The sequence below is a fragment of the Clostridium sp. JN-9 genome (assembly GCF_004103695.1).
GTDB lineage: Bacteria > Bacillota > Clostridia > Clostridiales > Clostridiaceae > JN-9.
Genome location: NZ_CP035280.1, coordinates 2,062,564 through 2,084,883 on the forward strand (window position 1 = coordinate 2,062,564; position 22,320 = coordinate 2,084,883).

24 protein-coding genes and 3 pseudogenes are annotated in these 22,320 nt (G+C 33.5%); all 27 read right to left on the reverse strand.

Annotation, left to right across the window (positions count from 1 at the left end):
• Positions 1-26: 26 nt before the first annotated feature.
• Positions 27-122: a YjfB family protein gene (locus EQM05_RS09830; RefSeq protein WP_128749879.1), complete on the reverse strand. Its 96-nt coding sequence runs from the start codon at positions 120-122 to the stop codon at positions 27-29.
• A gap of 71 nt (positions 123-193) precedes the next feature.
• Positions 194-865 carry a hypothetical protein gene (locus tag EQM05_RS09835; protein ID WP_128749880.1) on the reverse strand — a complete coding sequence of 224 codons (672 nt, stop codon included), beginning with the start codon at positions 863-865 and terminating at the stop codon, positions 194-196.
• Between the two features lie 490 nt (positions 866-1,355).
• Positions 1,356-1,487, reverse strand: a pseudogene (locus EQM05_RS09840) (YjfB family protein); the annotation flags it as partial.
• 277 nt (positions 1,488-1,764) lie between these two features.
• Entirely contained in the window at positions 1,765-1,974 is a 210-nt protein-coding gene (locus tag EQM05_RS09845; RefSeq protein WP_128749882.1) for a hypothetical protein, read from the reverse strand.
• 612 nt (positions 1,975-2,586) lie between these two features.
• Positions 2,587-3,816: a flagellin gene (locus EQM05_RS09850; RefSeq protein ID WP_128749883.1), complete on the reverse strand. Its 1,230-nt coding sequence runs from the start codon at positions 3,814-3,816 to the stop codon at positions 2,587-2,589.
• A 197-nt stretch (positions 3,817-4,013) separates the two neighbouring features.
• On the reverse strand, positions 4,014-4,358 hold the full coding sequence (locus tag EQM05_RS09855; RefSeq protein WP_128749884.1) for a flagellar protein FliT: 345 nt from the start codon (positions 4,356-4,358) through the stop codon (positions 4,014-4,016).
• Positions 4,359-4,369: 11 nt separating this feature from the next.
• Positions 4,370-6,463 (reverse strand): flagellar filament capping protein FliD, encoded by a 2,094-nt coding sequence (gene fliD, locus EQM05_RS09860; protein WP_128749885.1) that lies wholly within the window; start codon positions 6,461-6,463, stop codon positions 4,370-4,372.
• A 173-nt stretch (positions 6,464-6,636) separates the two neighbouring features.
• A complete protein-coding gene (gene fliS, locus EQM05_RS09865) occupies positions 6,637-7,023 on the reverse strand; it encodes a flagellar export chaperone FliS (protein WP_128749886.1) in 387 nt (128 codons plus the stop codon).
• A gap of 115 nt (positions 7,024-7,138) precedes the next feature.
• Positions 7,139-7,432, reverse strand: a complete 294-nt coding sequence (locus EQM05_RS09870; protein ID WP_128749887.1) for a hypothetical protein — start codon at positions 7,430-7,432, stop codon at positions 7,139-7,141.
• Positions 7,433-7,502: 70 nt separating this feature from the next.
• Complete coding sequence (locus EQM05_RS09875; RefSeq protein ID WP_128749888.1) at positions 7,503-7,880, reverse strand: flagellar protein FlaG; 378 nt, start codon at positions 7,878-7,880, stop codon at positions 7,503-7,505.
• A 14-nt stretch (positions 7,881-7,894) separates the two neighbouring features.
• Positions 7,895-8,113, reverse strand: a complete 219-nt coding sequence (gene csrA, locus EQM05_RS09880; RefSeq protein ID WP_128749889.1) for a carbon storage regulator CsrA — start codon at positions 8,111-8,113, stop codon at positions 7,895-7,897.
• A gap of 28 nt (positions 8,114-8,141) precedes the next feature.
• Positions 8,142-8,576, reverse strand: coding sequence for a flagellar assembly protein FliW (gene fliW, locus EQM05_RS09885; RefSeq protein ID WP_128749890.1), 435 nt, complete (start codon positions 8,574-8,576; stop codon positions 8,142-8,144).
• A gap of 162 nt (positions 8,577-8,738) precedes the next feature.
• On the reverse strand, positions 8,739-10,067 hold the full coding sequence (flgL, locus tag EQM05_RS09890) for a flagellar hook-associated protein FlgL (RefSeq protein ID WP_128749891.1): 1,329 nt from the start codon (positions 10,065-10,067) through the stop codon (positions 8,739-8,741).
• Between the two features lie 173 nt (positions 10,068-10,240).
• Positions 10,241-12,169, reverse strand: coding sequence for a flagellar hook-associated protein FlgK (gene flgK / locus EQM05_RS09895; protein WP_128749892.1), 1,929 nt, complete (start codon positions 12,167-12,169; stop codon positions 10,241-10,243).
• A 17-nt stretch (positions 12,170-12,186) separates the two neighbouring features.
• Entirely contained in the window at positions 12,187-12,597 is a 411-nt protein-coding gene (locus EQM05_RS09900; RefSeq protein ID WP_128749893.1) for a flagellar protein FlgN, read from the reverse strand.
• 25 nt (positions 12,598-12,622) lie between these two features.
• Complete coding sequence (flgM, locus tag EQM05_RS09905) at positions 12,623-12,889, reverse strand: flagellar biosynthesis anti-sigma factor FlgM (protein ID WP_128749894.1); 267 nt, start codon at positions 12,887-12,889, stop codon at positions 12,623-12,625.
• A 245-nt stretch (positions 12,890-13,134) separates the two neighbouring features.
• Positions 13,135-14,316, reverse strand: coding sequence for a flagellar motor switch phosphatase FliY (gene fliY, locus EQM05_RS09910; RefSeq protein WP_128749895.1), 1,182 nt, complete (start codon positions 14,314-14,316; stop codon positions 13,135-13,137).
• Positions 14,309-15,304: a flagellar motor switch protein FliM gene (gene fliM, locus EQM05_RS09915; RefSeq protein ID WP_128749896.1), complete on the reverse strand. Its 996-nt coding sequence runs from the start codon at positions 15,302-15,304 to the stop codon at positions 14,309-14,311. The genes fliY and fliM overlap by 8 nt, the downstream gene beginning before the upstream one ends.
• A 26-nt stretch (positions 15,305-15,330) precedes the next feature.
• Positions 15,331-15,723, reverse strand: a complete 393-nt coding sequence (locus EQM05_RS09920) for a chemotaxis protein CheW (protein ID WP_128749897.1) — start codon at positions 15,721-15,723, stop codon at positions 15,331-15,333.
• A gap of 13 nt (positions 15,724-15,736) precedes the next feature.
• Positions 15,737-16,096, reverse strand: coding sequence for a response regulator (locus EQM05_RS09925; protein WP_128749898.1), 360 nt, complete (start codon positions 16,094-16,096; stop codon positions 15,737-15,739).
• Between the two features lie 21 nt (positions 16,097-16,117).
• Complete coding sequence (locus tag EQM05_RS09930; RefSeq protein ID WP_128749899.1) at positions 16,118-16,714, reverse strand: chemotaxis protein CheC; 597 nt, start codon at positions 16,712-16,714, stop codon at positions 16,118-16,120.
• A gap of 34 nt (positions 16,715-16,748) precedes the next feature.
• Positions 16,749-18,800 carry a chemotaxis protein CheA gene (locus EQM05_RS09935; RefSeq protein WP_128749900.1) on the reverse strand — a complete coding sequence of 684 codons (2,052 nt, stop codon included), beginning with the start codon at positions 18,798-18,800 and terminating at the stop codon, positions 16,749-16,751.
• Between the two features lie 159 nt (positions 18,801-18,959).
• Positions 18,960-20,132 carry an RNA-guided endonuclease TnpB family protein gene (locus tag EQM05_RS09940; protein ID WP_205694131.1) on the reverse strand — a complete coding sequence of 391 codons (1,173 nt, stop codon included), beginning with the start codon at positions 20,130-20,132 and terminating at the stop codon, positions 18,960-18,962.
• A pseudogene (locus tag EQM05_RS09945) lies at positions 20,095-20,396 on the reverse strand (recombinase family protein); the annotation flags it as partial. The pseudogene EQM05_RS09945 and the gene EQM05_RS09940, both read right to left, overlap by 38 nt.
• 46 nt (positions 20,397-20,442) lie before the next feature.
• On the reverse strand, positions 20,443-21,210 hold the full coding sequence (locus EQM05_RS09950) for a protein-glutamate O-methyltransferase CheR (protein ID WP_128749902.1): 768 nt from the start codon (positions 21,208-21,210) through the stop codon (positions 20,443-20,445).
• A gap of 11 nt (positions 21,211-21,221) precedes the next feature.
• Positions 21,222-21,776: pseudogene (locus EQM05_RS09955) on the reverse strand (CheB methylesterase domain-containing protein); the annotation flags it as partial.
• Between the two features lie 50 nt (positions 21,777-21,826).
• Positions 21,827-22,315 (reverse strand): chemotaxis protein CheD, encoded by a 489-nt coding sequence (locus tag EQM05_RS09960; RefSeq protein ID WP_128751089.1) that lies wholly within the window; start codon positions 22,313-22,315, stop codon positions 21,827-21,829.
• Positions 22,316-22,320: the final 5 nt, after the last annotated feature.

The window sequence follows — 22,320 nt, forward strand, 5'->3', positions numbered from 1 at the left end:
ATTTCTGTCATCTGTGCTGCATTTTCCTATCCAATATCCATAACCTTCTTCATTAAAGCTATACCAACTGATTCTTTTGCTCTTGATTGACTCATTATTATTGAAAGTGCTACTATATCCATAGTTATCTCCCACGCTTACTATTTTTCCTAAGTCACAGTTACCCTTAGTGGGATACTTGCAGCCCACTTACTTAATGGTTCTTTTCAGTTGAAAATTTAAGTATATACTTACACAACAGCTTCCATTCATCAGGATCATCTTTTCTTGTGGAATCGAATTGTGATTGTTCTATTAAAATCCCATCGTTTTTTACAATTTTTGTTTTCCATTTTTTATTTTCATCGAATAAGTCAATGGGTGGTATTGGATCTGATGCACATCCTCTTTCAAAAAACTGCCATCTGATACAATCAGTTAGTATCACCCTTGAATTTTTAGATAAATGTGATTTTAGCTCTTTTATTGTACGTGGATTATAATTTCCCATTTCTTTATTGTATATAGAATCTAGCTTGGGCGATTTAATTTCAATAGCCGCTAAATAATCTACTGTATTATTTAAATTATCTAATTTCCAATTTCTTGCTATTAGTAAATCTGGAGGGGCGGCATTAGAGCCTTTATATTGAGAATTATTATGAATTTTTGAATTTCTATTATCATATTGTGTTGAAACATCAACAATCATTATATCAGTGCTAGTAAACAATTCCTCTAAAAATGGGATGACAATACGATTTTGAAAATTAATTTCTCTAGAATCCATTTCCATGTATTTATCAACTAATTTCTTGTAATAATCATAAGAAAACCAATTATCATCTATGATATTTAATTTTGGACTATCATGTTCAGTGTTCATTAAAATCCAACCTTCTAACATTAAAAATGTATTATATAATTTTAGAGATACATTATTATTTGTTTGTGGACTATAAAAACAGTCTTTAGTTTAAATTTTATATCTTTATTATCTTTGCGAATGATTAGCTAAATTTGCTCTTATATTACCATCATGCTTGTTTTCAGTTATTATTGCCGCTTTCCAGCTAGTTCTTACAGAAATTGGATGTGGCAACAGACTATTTCTGCTTGTCTTTATTTTGCTTCTAATTAAATTTACATTCTATATACCCTATGTTCAATTGTTAGTAAGCCTCAAATTTGCCAAGACTTTGCATACACTCTTATAGGTTTCAGGTATTAAAATAGGTTCTCCTGTTTAGCCTGTTCTACTGGTTGGTTTATTTGCATCAGTTTTTTTGCAATTATATCTAATATATTCTGCCTATAGTGACCCACTGCAGTTTTTACCCCAACTCATGTTTAGGTTCTTGTTTTTCATACATCCATTATGCCATTACATCTAAATGCTGTCCTAGATTAGGATCTGCTGCAATATTATTTTTCATCATTTCTGTCATCTGTATTGCATTTTGCTCTGCAATATCCATAACCTTCTTCATTAAAGCTATACCAACTGATTGTTTTACTCTAAATAGATTTTAAAGTAAATCAGCTATGCAGCTTCTCAAAAAACTGTAGAAACGTCAGTATTCTTGCTCGTTTAAATAGTGATTTACTAAATGAAATTATATAGATTGACTCATTACCATTGATAATGCTGCTATATCCATAGTTATCCCTCTTACTTACTATTTTTCCCAAGTCACAGTTACCCTAGTGAGATGCTTGCAGCCCACTTGCTCTTAGTAGGATGCTGACGACCCACTTGCTAATTGCGAAGGCCTGCCTCGCTTTTTACTTAAATAATTCTTTTTTCAACGAATCTATTTCTGAATAATTACGTTTAATAGCATCTGTCCATGATTTAGCATATTTACTAGCATCTTCATTACTAATTGATCCATTACAAACACGTTCCTCAAGATCACCTATTTCATCACTTAACATTTTAATCATATTTTTTGCATTTAATATTTCAGATATCGTTTCCTCTTTGTTATCCATGAAATCCTATCCCCAATCACATTATTTTAGTGTTTATTAAAGTAAGTATAATGTTTTTACCTCTATTCCATTTTTTAAAAAGAGCCAGAGTTTTCACCCTGACTCCTTAAAATTACTTTTATAAGTTTATCAATTATCTTAATAACTGAAGAACTTGTTGAGGTTGTTGATTTGCTTGCGTTTCATCAATGACCTTTTAATCACTGCCAGACTATATCTTCACCCTTGTTCAGTTGAAAGTTAATAATTAATAGTTAACAGTTAAAATTCAGCTTCGCCAAACTTAATCTATGCGTAAAATTAGTTGCATGAATTTAACTCTGCACTTCCAACCTTTAACTTTTAACTAATTTTGGGGTTGGGTACTTCGGGAAACCTCATCCCTACAGGCCTCATCATCATGACTTATGTTTTAGATGGTACGCCTTAGTCGTTGAACCTTCTCCAACCTTTCGGTACAGGAGCTCGGCTGCTGATTATCCAATCTGTTTACTTTTCAACCATTCACGTCTGTCCTTTCGAACTCCGTTGTAGAGAAACAGCTTAAGGAAGTTCCAGCAATCCACCCAATGTGTGCTTAAAGATTACTCTTTAAGAGGCCCTCAAATACCCTTATCTAAGTAACTGCAAAACCTGCTGTGGTTGAGTATTTGCTTGAGCCAACATAGCCTGAGCAGCTTGGCTAAGAATATTGTTCTTTGAGAATGTTGACATTTCTTTTGCCATGTCTACGTCTCTAATTCTTGATTCAGCTGATGTTAAGTTTTCACTTGAAGTTCCTAAGTTAGCTATTGTGTGCTCTAATCTGTTTTGCATAGCTCCAAGTTTACTTCTTTCAGTTGATACTGTCTCAATTGCCTTATTTATAGAAGTAATACTACCTTCTGCATTTACCCTTGTAGATACATCTGTGCCATTAATAGTAAATTTAGCACCAGTTGTTAACTGACCAACAGCGAATCCTAGTTCTGCCTCTGTTGCAGTAACGCCATCAACAGTTACTGATGCTTTATCAGCAACTGTTCCAACTATCTTATTATCTTTAATAAGATCTGTTCCCTTAACTTCGTAATTTCCAGGAGCTAATTTCAATGCGTTTCCAGTCATTGTATTTTTGACATCAGCTGTTCCAGCATTTACTGTTAGTATAGCTCCTTCACCAAGTTTAGATGTAACAAAAGTTGTATCTTGACCGTTTACTGTTATTTTAGTTCCATCTGTTGTACCAACTGTATTCCCTTGAACATCCAAAAGATTTGTTCCTTTTACTGTATAAACTCCATCCTTTAGATTACTATTAGCTGTAAGCTTTATACTTTCCATTGAGTTTGTTGTGGTTAATCCTAAGCTTGCAGTATCCATTTTCCCAATTTTTAAATTAACAGTCTGTGTTTCATTGGCACCTATTTGGAATGTACCATCAAATCCACCATTTAATAAGCTTTGAGTATTGAATTCAGTTGTACTTGAAATTCTATCAATTTCTGAAGTTAATTGATTCATTTCATCTTGGATAGATTTTCTGTCTGCTCCTACATTTGTATCTGTAGAAGATTGTACTGCTAATTCTCTCATTCTTTGAAGAATTGAGTGAGTTTCATTTAAAGCACCTTCAGCAGTTTGTATTAATGATATACCATCCTGAGAATTAGCTGCAGCCTGGTCAAGGCCCCTAATTTGGCCTCTCATTTTTTCTGATATAGCAAGTCCTGCTGCATCATCACCAGCCCTATTTATTCTAAGACCTGAAGATAGTTTCTCCATTGATTTACTTGCATTGCTTGAGTTAATGTTCATCATCCTGTTAGCATTTAAAGCTCCCATGTTGTGATTGATTATCATAATAAAATTCCTCCTTGATTTTTAAAGTGGACATCCTTGTTCCACTGTTTTTTGTTGGGGGCACATCTAAAGTTATGTCCCCTTTAGAATTCTTTGTGTCCCCGTTTTAACTTTGTTATTGTTTTAAGCTGGCCGGCTTATTTGATTTATGATTATATTATACTTATCGCAATAACTCAAAATTACTTTATAGCTTTTTATATTTTTTTGCTGAATATTTTGGCACCATTGTTATTCCCCTTATTATACATGTTGTTTGCAGTTTTACTTTTAGCTATTTTATTCATTTCATTTTTTATATAGGCAAGTTTCTTTGTCATTAAAATGTTTAATTCACTTTGAATTTCATCTAAATTAAGTTCTTCATATATTTGCTTTAATTGTCCTTTTTTATTGTTAATATTTGATGCTTCTTCTAATAAATTTTGCCTGCGATCAATTAATTTTTGTAATGATTCAATATTATCATTCTCAATAACCTCTATAATTTTCAAAGTACATTCTTTATATTTAACCAATATATCTCTTAAGTCTTCATTCATATGATTTACTCCTAACCAGAAATCATTGAAGACAGCATCGCTTGCTGTGCATTAAGTCGATTCATGGCAGTTTCAAGCTGTGAAAACTGCATATAATATTTTTCCTGTTTAGTACTCATTTCATCAGTTATTTTCTTTATCATAAGCTGCTGTTCATATAATTGATCTGGTAATGTGTTCTTGCTTGCACTTCCAGTTCTGCTATAATCATATTGTGTATTTGCATAAGAAGTTAAAACCGCACTATTAAAAGTTGTGTTTGTAAATCCAACATTTTTTTGAAGTATCTTATTAATTCTTGTAAAAATTCCATCTTCTTGATATTGTATTTTTGTATTATCGTATATTTTACTTTTATCAGCATCAGTATTAGAAGATATATTTGTAAATATTTTTAGTATTTGATCACCTTTAGTTGAAATAGCGTCTTTGAATTTGGATTCATCTACTATATAAATATGATTAGGATTAGTAATATTGGAATAATCTGCAGTATCTATCCCAAAACTATTACTTCCGTACCTTCCTATTGAAATCCCAGTATTATTCACTGCTGTGCTAAATGCAGTTTTTAAATCATTAAGTAAAGTCTGAAGGTTATTATCATTTCTAAGAACTCCTGCTTTAGCTTTGTTTTCCCAGGCTGTAATTTGTGATTCACTCATAGAAGATTTCTGTGCATCAGTCAAAGGTTTATAATTTGAATCAGGCTTTTCTGTAAGTTTTGTCTGAATTCCATCTACAATGGTATTATATTTATCTATAAGATTTTTGATTTTATCATATACCTTACCAGCATCATTACCCACATTTGCCACAGTAGGAGTGGTGCCATTATTAGGGCTAACGCTTGATAAAGTATATGTTATTCCATCTATGGTAAAATTATTAGAAGACTTTCCTGGCTGGTCTCCACCAGCATCAGCAAAATGAACTGTACTTCCTCCTGCTGTAATTGTTACATCGGCATTGTTTCCAACTTGAGTTGTGCCATCACCAGAAGTCAGTCCAAATACGCTAAAAAGCCCGGAAGTACTTCCTTTTGCTATTTTTAGACTTGCAGTATCGGAATTTGCTTTTAAGCTTATAACATTAGTTGCAGAATCAAATTTAGCTGTTACACTTCCACTTGCTTGTGTATTTATTGCATCAACAAGGCCCTGTATGTTTGAATTAGCTGCAATATTTACATTTATGTCTCCTGTACCTGTATTTAATATCAAAGTACTTGCATCTGTCAATGATGCATTTATATCACTAAGCTGTGTTAAAGCTATTTTCCCAGTTAAAGTATTATCTAATTCCGCACCAGCAATTAAGGATATATCACTTGTGGTAGCAGCACTGGTTTCAATATTAAATGCACTGTTCCCTGTTCCAACTATATTGGAAAGATTAGCCGTTGTCCCTGCTTTAATAGTTAATTTAGATGAAGACCCCGTAATAGTATTACTTAATTTAAATTCACCTGTAAGTTCGCTAAATTTCGCGTTCACGCTGCCACTGGATTGATTGTTAATTGCATTAATAAGATCTCCTAATGTTGCACTGCCAGTATTATTTAAGCTAACAGTAATATCACTGCTTCCTCCTGAATTTAAAACCAGTTGAATATTTCCGGTCAAGGATGAATCTATATCAGTTAATTTGGTATTAAGTGTCTTACCAGCCAATAAGCTGTTATTTACTCCTGCACCTGCAGCCAATTGCTTAACAGTTACTGAATATGTTCCTGTCTGAGCTCCAACCCCTGGAGTAAAAGTTGCTACTGATGTATCCAATGCAACTCCTCCTATTCCACTTACGGTAAATGGAGAAAAATTCATTGGAGATAAAATATTTTTATCTGGACTAGCTGAATCAAAAAAAGAGCTCTGCAAATCTTTTATGTCCTTAATAATATCCTTATATGCATCCTGCTTCCATTGAATTGTCTGCTGAGCCTGTTTTGCCTTATCAAGCTTTACCTGCTCTGCAGCCATCATTTTCTTTACCATGGCATCTACATCAAGGCCTGTAGCCATACCTGTTATTCTAAGCATATTGCCGCCGCCGGCTCCTGTCATGCCGGTTGGCGTTGTATATGAACTATCAATACTGCTCATTTTATCACCCACCTTCTTCAGTTTTAAGTTTAGAGTTTTAAGTTTTAAGTCCTCTCTAGTTAAAAGCTTCTTTAGTTTTAAGTTGTTGAGGATTTTCCGCCGTTGGCGGAAAAATTTTCAATTCATTTTTATTTCACTATCAATTCATTTTCTATCTCACTTTTCTTTTGCTATCATTTATTTGTTTTTGATATTTTATATGCTTCTGTCCAGGTATCTCTTATGTCTTCAATTAATGGAATAACCTCATCCATTATTTTGATATCCTTCTTCAAGTTAGCTTCTGTTAGTCTTCTCACAATAAACTCATATACGCTCATTAATTTTTGTGCCCATTCTCCGCCTTTTGTAACATCTAATGTGGCCATTAATTCATAATATATATTTTCGGTTTTTACTATATTTTCATGTGCTTTTGTTATATCCTTATCCGCTATTGCCTGTCTGGCTATTTTAGCAAATTTAACAGCTCCTTCTACAAGCATTAATAGAAGCTGCTCTTTTGAAGCATAATTTACACTGTTATTTTTATAGGTATTATAGGCATTTGATCCATACATTTTATAACCACCCTTTTCTACAGTCTTTTACAGTTGTAAGTTAAGAGTTGAAAGCTTCTTCAGTTGGAAGTTTAGAGTTTTAAGTTTTAAGTTTTAAGTTCTTAGCACTTAGTTATTACTTCTTAGTATCTAAAAGAAGTCCCTTCCTAATGGAACTTTTAGTGTCCTTCTCAAGATATACATCCACTTCAACTTCATCTACTTTTTCTGCTTTTACTGTTAAATTAGATTTATTCTTTTCACTATATTTTTTCAGCTGTTTGGCAAATTCCATTTGCTCTTTTTTGCCTTTTTTATTTTCCTTGTTTTGTATCTTTATATTATTTTTGTTATGGACCTTACCTTCTTTTGTGACATCATTAATCCTCTGTCTTAAATCGTTGTCTATTTTATTTAATTTAAATTCCATTAAACCACCCTCTTTCAGTTGAAAGTTGAGAGTTAACAGTTTTAAGTCTTTACTTCTTAGTTCTTAGTTATTACGCTTTTTGATCCAGGAAAAGCCCTGCCATTTCACAAAATTTTGTCACCATATCAATAATGTTTTTAGGAGGCATCTCCTTAATAACCTTTTTAGTTTTGTTATCGACAAGCTTAATTGTTATATCTTTGAATCTTCCATATATTTCGTACTCGATATGAGAATCGTCTTTTCCTAAATTTTTGTTAACTGAGTCAACTGCCTTTTTTAAGTCATTTTCTCTGATTGCTCTGTGTTCAACTCCGTTTGAGGTTATGTTAACAACAATATTATCACTTGATGTATTAGTCTTTATAGCCTGTCCATCACTACCTTGTGTTTGTGAATTAAATGGAACTGAAGTTTGTCCTCCTTGACCTATTGCTCTTACTTCCATGAATAACACCTCATCTATTTATTTTTTAAATTTTTTATTAATGATATGTCCTTAACCACAGCCTGCTGGTTTTCTTCTTCCACAGCTTTATATAGCTCTTTTCTTAAAATCACTACATTTTTGGGTGCTGATATGGCAACTTTTACATTTCCATCATCCACCTTCAATATAGTAACTTCTATGTCATCTCCTATGAGAATAGATTCTCCTTTTTTTCTTCCTATAACAAGCATTTATATCCCTCCAAAACACCTCTTTAAACTATTTTTTATTTTCAGTAAATAATGGGTGTTTAACCTGGTATTTTTCATTATCTAATATTACCTGTTCTCCTAATTTTAATTCATTATTAATAACAATAGGAGCTTTAAGGTTAACAGTAATGTTTTTTATATCAGAATTTAAAGTCACTGTATTTAGCACTAATACCTGTGAAGGGTCATTAATTTTCAAAGAACTTACTATTTCATCATCTAAATTAAATTCATAATTTTTATCCACATTAAATGGTGACACTAAAATTATTCCTATAGTCTCATCCTCAATGGAGTGTAATATACTAAAAATATTATTATCTTCTACAGTAAATAATATAAATTTCCTCAAGCCTTCAAAGCCTGGGATTCCTTTATTAAAGGTTATGATGTCCTCTTGCTGGTATTCTCTAATACCGTGGTACTTGGTACTTAACTTCATTTTAACCGCCCTTTCTCCAGTTAAAAGCTTCTTCAGTTAAAAGTTTAGAGTTTTAAGTTATAAGTGAATGATGTTTTGCCTTTAGGGCAAAACTTTAAATTTAATTTTTCAGCTTTGCTGAAAAATATCCTTTACTCTTAACTGTTAACTCATAACTCTTAACTATCTTAAGTAGTCCATTAGTGTGGGTAAAATTACCTTTGCACTGGTTTGCAGTGAGGCCAGGTAAACAGTTTGGGCTGTGGCATACTCCATAGTTTTTTGTGTTATATCTATGTCCTCTGTTTTTGACATAATCTCAGTTAAACTGGCATTCATATCTGTATTTTGAGTCTGAGCACTTTCCATTCTGTTTTGTTTGGCTCCTACCTGAGAACGTAATGTAAGTAAATTGCTTATGGCTGAATCCAAATCTTTTAAATCCTTTCCTGATAATTGTGTAGTCGGATTCGGATCTGTAGCTGTAGGATCTGTACCATCTGCATTTTTTCCATCTAAGTGGTTTGTTATTCTCTGAAATAACTGCATTACGTCATCATCAGCATTTTTATCATTTTTGAAGCTCAATACTTCATTAGCACCTACATTGTATTTCATGGTGACACCCTGTGAAACCTCTGTCTGGAGGCCTGTACCGATCATAGCGAACTGATTTTTTTCATCCTGAGTACCTGCTGGGTTCAATGAACTTCCATCCTTGTTTGCATAAACCAACTTTGTATTTCCAATATGATTTGCAACATTTACGGTAAATGTATATCCATTTCCACTAGTATTTCCATTAAGATAAATTTTCATATCATCAACTGTTGCATAATATCCTTTACCATCTGCATCTTTTGTCAAATTATATGGGGAATCATGTGTAGCTATGCTCCATGTATCGCCGCCATCTGTACTAATCTTTCTTGCTAAAGTTAATGTTGGCGGGTTGGAAGTAAAGTCAGTATCAAAAGTATAATTTGTAGTTTCAGTACCTGTAAAAACTCCTGAAACTGAAACTTCACTTGGAAGTGTACTTGTATCTATTTTAGAAGTAAAAGGATTTAGTACATCTGTTGGCTTAACAGTTCCCCTGGTTCCCCCAAAAATATATTTACCATCAAAGTTTGTGTTAAGTATCTGTGATAGCTGTGAAACTCTTTGATTTATTTCATCCTTTATTTTTTGCTTTTCTGATGGACTGTAGGTTCCATTTCCTGAACCAACCAGCAATTCTCTTACTCTTTGAAATACATCTCCAGTTTGTTTTAAAGCTGTATCCGTTGTATCCAGCCAGTTTATTGTATCCTTAATATTTGCATTGTACATTGTATTTGTATTAATATTTGTGTGCAGCTGCATTGATCTGGCTACACTGAAAGGATCATCAGAAGGCTTACTGAATAGTTTTCCTGTTGACATCTGCTTCTGTATAGTCTGCAGATTCTGCAAATTTGTATTCATATCGCTTAAAAAATTATTTGAAAGCATTTTATTTGTAACTCTCATTTAACCTACTCCCTTCTTCAATTAACAGATAGCTATGTATCTTCTTAACTAGAAATCTTCTTACATTAAAGGAATCATATTTGGATTTATTCAAATCCAAAAAATTTATAGTTTTTCTGTAAGAAAAACATCCTTCACTATTAGTTCTTAGTTCTTAGTTCTTAGTTCTTAACTTATTTCACCAGTCCGTTTACAACTACGTCAAGAAGCTGGTCTACAACAGAAATAATTTTTGCGTTTGCCTGATAAGAGTGCTGAAACTGAACAAGATTTGCTATTTCCTCATCCAGTGACACACCGGAAACAGAATCCTTGGCCTGGGTTATACCAGCTAATAATGTATGCTGGTTTGCAACCATTCTTTTTGCTTCCTGTTCCTGAATTCCCAATCTGTCTACAGTATCCTTGAAATAATTATCTAACGTCATTCCATCAGTGTTATTTACAACTGTTTTCAAACCATTTCCTAAATTTGAATCAGCAACAAACATTGCCTTTCCTGTTGTTGCATTAGTTAAGAATTTCTCTCTTGTCATGGCGGCACTATCAATATTTTGTATACCCATTAATTTATCTCGTAACTGAGCTATTGCTAATGCTCTTGAACCATCACTTTCACCGCATACGCTAGTATCTGCACTCCAACCTGCTATTACCAACATTGGATCTTTCACTATTTCAGAATTAACAGTTATATTAGCAGCTGTTATTTTGTCCTCTCCGCCTTTTTGACTTGAATTCACAAAGAAGTTATACACGCCATTAGTTTTATCGTCTGTTTCCGAGTCATTCGGAACATAAGTAGCACTTTGCGTCTCCACAGCGTTAACTGCAAATGCAAATGCTTTTGCCAGTTTATCTAATTGATCCTGATAAACATCTATATCCTGCTGTACTGACATATATCCCTTCAACTCTCCTGATGGAGGCTGGAAAAGCTTTAAATTATCCAAATCGCCAGGGTTTTTGCCTCTTTTTAAATATAATGTTCCTGTCGTGATATCCCAACCGCCGTTATCTTCCTTTTTATTTGTAATAGGATCATAAGTTAAAGCATTACCTTGTGAGTCTGTGTACAAAACTCTGCATTCACCAATTCCCTTTAATTTAGCATCTATTTTTGCATTAAATTTAGGATCCTTGTTATTATAAGTATATCTTATTGTTCTTTTATTACTTTCTGAAGACATATCGCCTTTTATATAGTAAGTCAATTTTACTGTATTTGTATCATTACTATTGTCCGTATTTGAAATGTCACTTATATAAGCAAACTGCACTGCATTATCCGGATCACTAGTTTGCATTATATTTACCGGCTTCCCGGTATCCGTGTCTATTGGTGCTGTGCCTCCTTTTGGGCTTGCAATATCTGCAGGCTCATTGGAAGTTGTCACATCTATCCCATCATAGTTCTTCTTATCTATAGTAATCCCGAATTTAGCACTTAACTGATCAAGTAATACATCTCTTTTATCTAAAAGGTCATTTGGGCTCTGTCCTGCAACCTTAACCTGTACTATTTCTTTATTTAAATTATTTATCTGACTTAATGTGCTGTTTATGTCAAATACATCGTCTTTTATATTCATTTGAGTATTTTCTTTAAGTTTAGTAAGTTCAGATGAGGTGTGATTTAATTCATTGGTTAAAGCCAGTGACTGCTGCACCACAACAGACCTTGAATTTGATGTTTCAGCCTGTTTGGAAAGCTGCTGCCAGTCATCAAAGAACTTGCCTATAAGGCTTGATATACCTGTGTCACTTGGTTCATTTAAAATATTTTCAATCTGGCTTAAGAATTTATCACGTCCTGAATATCTTCCCTGAACTCCTGTTTCAACTCTTGTCTGATAGTCTAAAAAAGTATCTCTTACTCTGTCCACAGAAGTTACTTCAACTCCTGTTCCAAACTGTCCTGGTCCTGCTGCACTGTTAAAGCTTGGTGTACAATATGGTGTGGTTGTCTGCAATGTTACCCTCTGTCTTGAATATCCTTCTGTATTGGCATTGGCCACATTATGTGATGTAACGTCTATAGCCTTCTGCTGGGCAAATAATCCTCTTTTTGCTATTCCAAAGGTATCAAATAATCCTGCCACCTAAATCAACTCCTTTACTATTTTCTTCTTCTGCCATTGGCATTATAGGTTTTTGCACTTCTATCCGGACTTAATATGCTTAGCATCTGGGTGGTAAAACCTAACCTTTGTCTAATAAGCAATTCATTATTGTCCTTTTGAAGAATAAGCTGCTGAAGTAACATCTTAAGATTTCTATAATTTCTATCTAAATCTTCATCCTTGAATTGTTGAATGATGCCGCTTATTTCTCTTCCCTGAGTAAGCTTTCTTCTTTCCATTTCAAGCTCTGCTACAGCCTTATTTTCCTTTTCAATCTTCCCTACAATGGCTTCCATGCCGAAAACATCATTCTTAACTATGCGGCTGTGCTGTTCATCAAGTACTGAAAGAAGTTTATTTAAGGATTCATACTCCTTAACTAAAATTTCGTTAAGCTTCTCTTTCATATATTCCTCCATATTAATTATTATTTTACTTCTTCATAGCCTCCAGCATTTTAGAAGCTATAAGCTTTGCATCCCTGCTATAAGTCCCATTAGAAACCTGATTTTTTAATTCTTCTATTCTCTTGTCATTTGATTCAAATTTATCATCTATGGAATAGCTGCTGAGACTTTTACCCAGTGGTGATATTTCTATGCTGTCACTGCTTTTCTTTGCTGCACTTACTTTATCCTGTTTTCTTATGTCACTGTAAAAATTAATAATTTTATTTGCCCTGACACCATTAATGTTCATTCTAACACTCCCTAAACTTTAACATTTCATTAATTAATTATCGAAACAAAAACTTAGAAGTTTAGAGCTTCTCCAGTTCTAAGTTAAAAGTTTTAAGTTTTAAGTTAATGTTGTTTTGCCCTAAGGGCAAAACTATAATTTAATTTTTCAGCTCTGCTGAAAAATATCCTTCACTCTTAACTCTTAACTCATAACTCATAACTGAAAATAGAAAAAATAAAAACCCGATGGGGTTTTTATTTTTTCTATTTTCCTAAGTTCTTGATTCTCTCTTCATTGCTGACTATACTTGTAATCCTCACTCCAAAGTTTTCATCAATTACAACTACTTCGCCATAAGCTACTTTCTTTCCATTTATTAAAATCTCTACAGGTTCTTCAGCTAATTTATCCAGCTCTATAAGTGATCCTGTACCCATATTTAATATATCCTTAATATTTTTCTTGGATCTTCCAAGTACCACTGACACTTCAAGGGGAACATCCAGTATTAAGTCAATATTATGAGGCACCACTGTGTTAGTTTTAGGGGAGTCACCCAATGGTTCAAAGGATGCCTTCTGCACCTCAATGGGCTTACTTTTAACCTGTGAAGTACTTTCATTGGAGCTAGGAGCAGCAGTGCTTCCAGAATCTGCAGATGCCTTTTCAGGTTCAGCTTTTGGAGCACTTGTATTGCTTTGAGATGCAGGAGCTTCTGGTTCCTTATCAGTTGTTTCTTCTCCCATCATTATTTCAACGATTTTCTTTGCAGTTTTTATTGGCAGGAGCTGCATTATCTCACTGTCTACTAATTCACCAATTTTAAGCTTAAATGAAACCCTTACAACAGGCTCCTCATCACTTATGCCATCTGCCAGGGGAGATGTATAATCATCCCATATCTTTGATTTTGGAGGAGATATATTTACTTCACGTACGAACATTGTAGCCATAGAAGTTGCAGCAGAACCAATCATCTGATTCATTGCCTCAGATACAGCACTTTCCTCTATTTCTGATAATTCCTTCACTTCATGATCCAGGACTCCATTTCCTCCCATCATGAGATTGGCAATTACAGCTGCATCTATTACCTTCATAACTAAGAGATTTTCTCCAACTATTCCGCTGGTATATTGGACTTCCAGGGAAATATTAGGAACCTCAAATCCCTCTTTAACTTTGTTTAATGTGGTTACAGAAACCACAGGAGTTGTTATATTCACCTGCTGATTTATAATTGTAGAAAGTGCTGTGGAAGCAGAGCCCATGGAAATATTACCTATTTCACCAAGCAAATCCTTTTCCACATCAGATAATTCACCATTCTGGTCAGCCTTAGTATTTGGGCTTTTCTTTACATCTTCAGCTGGAACAGCATTATTAGCAGGACCTCCATTTAACAGAGAGTCTATTTCTTCCTGTGAAAGAAACCCATTACTCATAATTTTCCACATCCTTATCTATAATATCTAGTATCTGCACCCCTTTATTTTTACCTATAGTACCAGGTTTAACATAATAATATGGTTCGTCCTCTATCATAAGAGTAATGGCACTATCGATTTTATTGTCCAAGGTAATAACATCACCAATAGAAAGCTTTAAAAAGTCATCTACTGTAATTTGGGTTTCTCCAAGGACAGCTGTTAATTCTACAGGTACAATATTTAACTTTTTCTTTAATTTTTCTCTTGATTCATTTAAAATGCCCTCATCATTTGCCTGGAACCAGTACTGTACCACCAATTTATCAAGTACCTTTTCAATGCTTAAATATGGTATGCATATATTTATAAAGGTACTGTTCTTTCCCATTTCAACAGAAAAGGTTATTAATGCTACAGGTTCATTTGGTGCCAATGTCTGGTTTAACGCAGGGTTGGTTTCAAGCCCTTCTATTTCAGGCTCAACTGGCAGTACATCATCCCAGGCTAATTTTAAATTGCTTATTAACCCTTCATTAACTGTCTTGATTATATTCTTATCTATGTCTGTAAATTCTCTTGGCTTATATGTTCCAACCCCCGTGCCTCCTAAAAGTACATCAATTATCCTAAAAACAAACTGAGGATTTGTTTCAAACAGAATAGATCCATTTAGAGGAGGCATTTTAAATATTGTAAGTATTGTTGGGTTTGGTACTGAATGAATAAATTCCTCATAGGTTATCTGCTGAACAGACTCTATTTTTACTTTTACATTGCTTCTTACCTGTGCAGTTAAATAATTTGAAATTATTCTGGCATAGTTATCATGTATCAGTTCAAGAGTCCTGATATGATCCTTTGAGAATTTCTGCGGACTTCTAAAATCATAAGGTTTTACTTTCTGCTTTTCCTCATCCTTTGGGACTTCATCCGGTGTTAATTCTCCAGAATTTAGGGCAGACAAAAGAGCATCTATTTCACTTTGTGACAATACTTCTGCCATTTAATTCCCTCATTTCACAACTAATTTTAAAACAGCTTGTCTATATTGATTAAAGTAACTATCCTATCCTGAAAGTTTATAACACCCTGGATATAGTCTTTACCGGAATCTTCAGGTTTTTCCAGCAAGTTTTCATCTACATCAATTACTTCATCAACCTGATCTACAGATATACCTATTAATTCTTCATCTCTTTCAACAATAATAATATTTTCTTCAGAGCTATCATTCTTTGGTATATCCAATAGTAAATTAATATCAAGTAAAGATATTACATTTCCCCTAAGATTAATCAATCCCTTAATATAAGATGGCGCCATGGGAACTTTGGTAACCTGTACGCTGTCATTTATGGTTTGTACTCTGTTTGTTTCTATTGCAAACTGTTCATTATTTATCCTAAAAACTACAACCTGCACAAAAAATCACCTCTTATCCCACAACTTTTTTTATAGCTTCTAAAACTCTGTCTGCCTGGAATGGTTTTACAATGAAATCTTTTGCACCTGCTTTTATAGCATCCATAACCATGGATTGCTGTCCCATAGCAGAGCACATTATAATCTTAGCACTTGGATCTATCTGCCTTATTGCCTTTACAGCTTCTATTCCATCCATATCAGGCATGGTTATATCCATTGTAACTACATCAGGATTTTCTTTTTTGAACAATTCTACAGCTTTAATTCCATTGTTGGCTTCTCCAACAACTTCATATCCGTTTTTCTCTAAAATATCCTTTATCATCATTCTCATAAAAGCAGCATCATCAACAATTAATACTTTAGCCATTTTCTTCCCTCCAAAAATAAATTATACGCCTAATGCATTTAGCATTTTTTCAAGCGATCCAGGCATTGGTACATAGTAAAAATGCCCACTGATTTCTAAATTGTTTTGTAAAAATGTGGTTTCAATATCCAATACCATGTCATCGAACTGTCCCGATTCAATAAATGTGGTGGACAGTATTGCACCAAGCATATCATATGTAGCTGCCGGTACAGACGGTGTAATCAATAAATTTGTAAATTTAGATATAGCATTCATATATGAACTGGATATAATATTTCCTATTTCACATATTACTGAATATCCCATATCTGTGATATATTCTTCTTTTTCTCCTGTTAACTGTTTTATAAGATTAAGAGCAACATCTTTTTCAAAAATAAATAAAATATTTCCCGGTGCGTCACCTAATACCCTTACTATTACTCCAACAACTACCTCGTCTCCGCCTATTCGTGAAAATATTTCATCAAAAGGTACTATATTTATTGAAGGTACAGTGATTTCAACTTTTTTGTTAATAAGCTGGGATAATGCTGTGGCAGCATTTCCTGTACCAATGTTTGCAACTTCCTTTATAGCATCTAACTGAAAAGGAGTAAGATTTTTATAGTCCATATACTTATTCCTCCTTAAGATTTAAATAAGCTGACTACACAAGGGATGCAACATCAAGTATTAATGTAACAAGTCCATCGCCTAATATTGTAGCTCCAATGTATTCTTTCAGGCCATGCAGTGTCTTTCCTAATGGTTTTATTACGATTTCTCTTTGTCCAAGTAATGAATCCACTAACAGTCCTATGGTTTTTTCTCCGACCTTTACAATTACAATATATTTTTTACTGCTGTCGTCACTTTCTATACCAAGTCTCTTATTAAGTCTTACAAGGGGAGTAACATTTCCATTGTATATTATAACTTCTCTGTTGTTTGTTTTTTTAATAAGATCATCACTATAATCTATAACTCTGTCAATATATCCTAGTGATATTGCCATGGTTTCCTGTCCCACTTTAACAAGCAATGCCTGAATAATCTGAAGTGTTAAAGGAAGTCTTATTATAAATGAAGATCCCTTTCCTTCTTCACTGATTAAATCAACAGTTCCACCCAGGGCACTGATCTTTGTCTTTACAACATCCATTCCAACACCACGGCCTGAAATGTCTGTTACCTCCTCGTTTGTGCTGAATCCCTGCATAAATATTAGATTTCTTATATCATTGTCATTCATGCCTACAGTGTTTATGCCCATTTTTTCAGCTTTATTCCTTACCTTGTCAACAGGAATTCCATTTCCGTCATCCTCAACTTTTATTACAGCTTTAGTTCCTTCCTGATATGCTGTAAGCTTTATCTTGCCTACAGGGTCTTTTCCTCTTGCTATTCTTTCTTCCTTGGATTCAATACCATGATCAGCTGCATTTCTTATTAAATGTATAAGAGGTTCTCCTATTTCATCTATTACTGTTCTGTCAAGTTCAGTATCAGCACCTTTTACAATAAGCTCCATATCTTTGTTAAGCTCCACAGAAAGATCTCTTACCATTCTTGGAAATCTGTTGAATACTGTATCCAGAGGAAGCATTCTGATTTTCATAACTAAATCCTGAAGATCAGAGGTTGTCCTTGCCACCTGCTCCAGAGTTTCATATAAATCATTTAGTTTATATTTGCTGCTTATCTGCTCAAGTCTTGTTCTGTGAATTACTAATTCCGAAACCATATTCATAAATTTATCAAGCCTTTCAAGGTCGACTCTTACAGACTGATGGTTTTTCTTATGGGGTGTTTCAGAACCCTTAGATTTAGCATTTGGTTTAGCAGCAGGCTTAGCTTTTGTCTGATTTACCTTGCTTGTTTCTGCTTCTTTTTCTTTTATAGCGCTATCTGCCTTTTCAATAGCTTTATTTTTCTGCTGTTTTAAATCCACATTTTCTATTAATACTTCTTCCACTTCAGATATTCTAAGAAGGGTATCTTTAACTTCCTCTATAGGTTTTGTTGTTAAAAGTACCAAATTAATTTCAAATTCGAAATTTTCATTTTCAATATCCTCAGCAGATGGAACAGATTTAATAATTTCTCCTAAATCCTCAAGATTCTTAAATATAAGAAATGCCCTTGCTGATTTCAAAAGTGTATCAGGACTTAAATTAATTTTTATTGAATAAGCATTATAATCTTTTTCCAGTGCCTGCTTAATTACATTTATGTCATATTCATTAAGTACAATGTCGATTTCATCTTTAGTCTCATCTTTATCTTTTGAAGCTGCAGCTTCAGATGAAGCTGAAGCTTTACTGGATTTGTCTTCAGGCTTTTGCCCAGTTATGGATTCAAGTTCTTTAATTATACCATCTATTGGAACCTGTTCATCATTGTCATCTGAAATGTTGTTTACCATTGTCTCTAAAGTATCAAGGCATTTAAAGAGCACAGTTACAACATCTTGTGTTACTGCAAGCTGTCCATCTCTGAATTCTGACAAAACATCTTCCATCTTATGGGTTAGTTCAGCCATAGTATTGAACCCCATAGTAGCTGCCATTCCCTTTATTGTATGTGCCGCCCTGAATATTTCATTTACTTTATCAATATCATCAGGCTGCTGTTCAAGCTGCAATAATGATTCATTCAATGTCTGGAGGTTATCCATTGATTCTTCCAAAAACATTGACATGTATTGTGATGTATCCATTAAACTCCCTGCTACTCAAAATATGGTCAAATGTATCCATACTGAGAAGATTCCTGTTTCATTGTACTCTGCCTTGCCTAAGCTACTACAGTTTGTATAGCACTCCACAGGCGTAAATTCCCGAAATAGCCTTCGGTACACATATAAGCGCTTGTTTAATTAAGCTATCTTATATTCTTTAGCATTAGCTAAATTGATTGAAGCATTTAAATCCCTATCAATAGAAGTATTGCAATTATCACATTTATACACCCTATCTGATAGTTTTAAATCTTTCTTAATCCTGCCGCAGCAACTACAGGTTTTACTACTTGGATAAAATCTATCAACTATTCTTACTTCAATACCATCTTGTTTACTTTTTGAAATAAGTTTAATTCTAAATTCATAAAACTTTTGCTGTGCAACTGCCTTTGCTAAATGTCTATTCTTCATCATTCCTCTTACATTTAAATCTTCTATGGTAATAAAGCGTGGTTTTTGCTTTATTAATTCACTTACTGTTTTATTAATATAATCAGTTCTAATATTTGTAAGTCTTTGATGAAGTTTTTGTACCTTGACTATTTGTTTTTGGATATTCTGACGAGTAGCTTCTCCTTTCTCTTTCTTATTTCTTAATTTCAAGCTTTCATATTTCCTTGAAAGTTTTCTTTGCTCACGTTTTAGTTTCTTTTCTGCTTTTTTAACTGTTTTAGTTTTATTAATATTCTTCTTAGTTATTCCATTACTGCAAATTGCAAAATCTTTGAGTCCCAAATCCACCCCTATTCCTTCAGAACAACGTTTATTATTAATCTTTATATCTTCATCAACTAATACAGAGACATAATATCTATCAGCTTTTTGACTTACTGTTCCACTTGTTATTCTGCCATTAGCTGGTATATAGCTGTATTCTTTGAGCCCAATCCAGCCTAAAGTTGGTATTTTAATTCTATGCCTTTCAATAGTCCAGTCTGTTTCATTGTTTTTAGGAAAGTAGGCTTTAATATCTTGATTTTTCTTTTTCTTGAATTTTGGGAAGCCAGCTTCACCTTTGAAGAACTTCTTAAAAGCTTTTTCTCCATTCATAATGGCCTGTTTAACTGCTTTGGAAGATACTTTTTTAATCCATACTTTATCTTGATTATTAGGTATATACTCATTATTAAGCCACCTTGAAAAATCCATGCCACTTACAAATTTCTTTTCTTTTTCATAAACTTCTTTATTATGAGCGATATAGAAGTTATATATGAACCTGCTTACACCAATTGTCCGACGAATTTTTATTATCTGTTCTTTGGTTGGTTTAATCTCTGTTTTGTATGCTTTTTTCAACTTCTTCATCTTCCTTTATCTCTTTTTTATACTTTCTTAAACCATAAATTCTGCAGTTAAAAACATGAAGTATTGAGATTACAGATGTCATTAACTCATCAATAAGTTTATCCCATTTTTGCGATTATAATTCAATCCACTCCCATAATCTTCAATCACTTCATCTACAATAATTCCTTTTACATTAGCATATTGTTTAAGAAATATAACTTGATTTTTTAAATCATCTTTTTGATTAGAAGTTGAAACTTTTGTATATATAACTACTTTTTTTCAGAAGATGTTATACCAATAAACCTATAAACTATTTTATCTCTCCTTACAATTTCCTATATAAAAAAGTTGCTGCTTTTTCAAATTTGTATTCTTTATAGTTATATATGCTTTCTGTGGCCCCTACAAACAAAAGTCCTCCTGGTTTTAAACTATCGCTGAATTTTTCATATATTTTATCTTTTACATCAGAGTTAAAGTAAATAACCACATTTCTGCATACTATAAGGTCAAAATTCTTTTCATAGCTATCTAAAATAAGATCATGCTTCTTATATGTAACCATATTTTTTATATTATTATTTATAATATACTTATCGCCGCTTTTAGTAAAATATTTATTTAAATCTGCTCCACTTACATTTTTTATTTCTGCTTCAGAATATATACCCTCTTTTGCTTTATTAAGTATTGTGGAATCTATGTCTGTGGCAATAATTTTATGCCTTCCATAGGGGTCAAGCTCATTTAGTATCATTGCTATGGAATATGGTTCAGCACCTGTAGAACAGGCTGCGCTCCATATCTTAAGAGATCTATTATTTTTCAGCAGTTCGTTTTTAATATGTGATTTTAAATCTTTAAATATTTCTGGGTTTCTATAAAATTCTGTAACATTTATTGTTATAAAGTCTAAAAATCTCTGCTTTTGTGCAGCACTGGATTTTAAAAGCTTTATGTATTCCTCCACTGAATTCACACCAACTCTTGACATTAGACTTAATATTCTTCTGTGCAGCTGGTTTGGCTTATAAGCTGATAAATCAATATTATATTCTTTTAAAACCCATTTTTCAAAATATGCCAGATCCATTGATTTTCCTCCTAAATCTTAACTGCATTGATTATTTCTCTGCTTATTTCATCTAATGGAAGGACCTTGTCAACCATACCTGTTTCAAATGCCGCCTTTGGCATACCATAAATGGTGCAGGTGCTTTCATGTTCTGAAACAGTATATCCTCCATTTTTCTTAACTTCTATAGTTCCATTTGCTCCATCCTTACCCATTCCAGTGAGAACTACACTCATTAGATTTTCTTTATATACCTTGGAACTTGAAATAAAAAGCTTGTCCACTGCTGGTCTCACGCCCCATATTGGCGGATCTATATTTAAATGTATTTTTTTATCACTGCCTACCTCCATATGATACCCGCCTGGTGCCATATAAACAACATTTTTTACTATATCATCTTTGTCTTTAGCTTCAACTACAGTTATTTCACTGTTGCTGTTAAGCCTTTCAGCAAATGCTTTGGTAAACCCAACGGGCATATGCTGTACTACAAACACAGGTACTCCCAAATCTTTTGGAAGCAGTGTGATTACTGCATACAGTGCTTTTGGGCCTCCAGTTGATGCTCCAATTACTACAGCATTTATTTTATTATGTGATGTATTCATGTCACTCAAGTGCAATCACTCCATTATAATTCTTTGATGCCAACTCCAACAGTTTTAATTTGAACAATACCATTGGAAGTGTCGAAAATCACTGTTCTTCCTTTGTTACCGCCAACATCTTCTCCAATTAATGGTATGGATAATTTAATTAATGTCTTTTTTACGGATTGGCTGTTTCTGTTTCCTATATCCATAGTCATGCTTTTATCGGTAAAGTTGAACATTGAAGCTCCTCCGGCTATTTTAGCCTTTAGATTGGATTTCATGGCACCAAGTCTGATCATTTTATCTACTAAAATCGGGATTGCCAAATCTGCAAACTTCAGGGGATTGGTAACATTATTAAATTGTGTGCTATCAGGCAGCATAATATGAGCCAACCCGCCAATAGCCTTAAATTTATCATAAATAGCTATTCCAACGCAGGAACCTAGTCCTATGGTAATAAGTTTATCAGGGGACGATACCACATTTGCATCTGCTATTCCTATTTTAAGTTCGTTTACACCCATCATTC

Bases quoted from the DNA above. Each gene is read 5' to 3' on its own strand.
- EQM05_RS09830 (WP_128749879.1), bottom strand. From the start codon at position 122: ATGGATATAGTAGCACTTTCAATAATAATGAGTCAATCAAGAGCAAAA.
- EQM05_RS09835 (WP_128749880.1), bottom strand. From the start codon at position 865: ATGAACACTGAACATGATAGTCCAAAATTAAATATCATAGATGATAAT.
- EQM05_RS09845 (WP_128749882.1), bottom strand. From the start codon at position 1,974: ATGGATAACAAAGAGGAAACGATATCTGAAATATTAAATGCAAAAAAT.
- EQM05_RS09850 (WP_128749883.1), bottom strand. From the start codon at position 3,816: ATGATAATCAATCACAACATGGGAGCTTTAAATGCTAACAGGATGATG.
- EQM05_RS09855 (WP_128749884.1), bottom strand. From the start codon at position 4,358: ATGAATGAAGACTTAAGAGATATATTGGTTAAATATAAAGAATGTACT.
- fliD (WP_128749885.1), bottom strand. From the start codon at position 6,463: ATGAGCAGTATTGATAGTTCATATACAACGCCAACCGGCATGACAGGA.
- fliS (WP_128749886.1), bottom strand. From the start codon at position 7,023: ATGTATGGATCAAATGCCTATAATACCTATAAAAATAACAGTGTAAAT.
- EQM05_RS09870 (WP_128749887.1), bottom strand. From the start codon at position 7,432: ATGGAATTTAAATTAAATAAAATAGACAACGATTTAAGACAGAGGATT.
- EQM05_RS09875 (WP_128749888.1), bottom strand. From the start codon at position 7,880: ATGGAAGTAAGAGCAATAGGTCAAGGAGGACAAACTTCAGTTCCATTT.
- csrA (WP_128749889.1), bottom strand. From the start codon at position 8,113: ATGCTTGTTATAGGAAGAAAAAAAGGAGAATCTATTCTCATAGGAGAT.
- fliW (WP_128749890.1), bottom strand. From the start codon at position 8,576: ATGAAGTTAAGTACCAAGTACCACGGTATTAGAGAATACCAGCAAGAG.
- flgL (WP_128749891.1), bottom strand. From the start codon at position 10,067: ATGAGAGTTACAAATAAAATGCTTTCAAATAATTTTTTAAGCGATATG.
- EQM05_RS09900 (WP_128749893.1), bottom strand. From the start codon at position 12,597: ATGAAAGAGAAGCTTAACGAAATTTTAGTTAAGGAGTATGAATCCTTA.
- flgM (WP_128749894.1), bottom strand. From the start codon at position 12,889: ATGAACATTAATGGTGTCAGGGCAAATAAAATTATTAATTTTTACAGT.
- fliY (WP_128749895.1), bottom strand. From the start codon at position 14,316: ATGAGTAATGGGTTTCTTTCACAGGAAGAAATAGACTCTCTGTTAAAT.
- fliM (WP_128749896.1), bottom strand. From the start codon at position 15,304: ATGGCAGAAGTATTGTCACAAAGTGAAATAGATGCTCTTTTGTCTGCC.
- EQM05_RS09925 (WP_128749898.1), bottom strand. From the start codon at position 16,096: ATGGCTAAAGTATTAATTGTTGATGATGCTGCTTTTATGAGAATGATG.
- EQM05_RS09930 (WP_128749899.1), bottom strand. From the start codon at position 16,714: ATGGACTATAAAAATCTTACTCCTTTTCAGTTAGATGCTATAAAGGAA.
- EQM05_RS09935 (WP_128749900.1), bottom strand. From the start codon at position 18,800: ATGGATACATCACAATACATGTCAATGTTTTTGGAAGAATCAATGGAT.
- EQM05_RS09940 (WP_205694131.1), bottom strand. From the start codon at position 20,132: ATGAAGAAGTTGAAAAAAGCATACAAAACAGAGATTAAACCAACCAAA.
- EQM05_RS09950 (WP_128749902.1), bottom strand. From the start codon at position 21,210: ATGGATCTGGCATATTTTGAAAAATGGGTTTTAAAAGAATATAATATT.
- EQM05_RS09960 (WP_128751089.1), bottom strand. From the start codon at position 22,315: ATGGGTGTAAACGAACTTAAAATAGGAATAGCAGATGCAAATGTGGTA.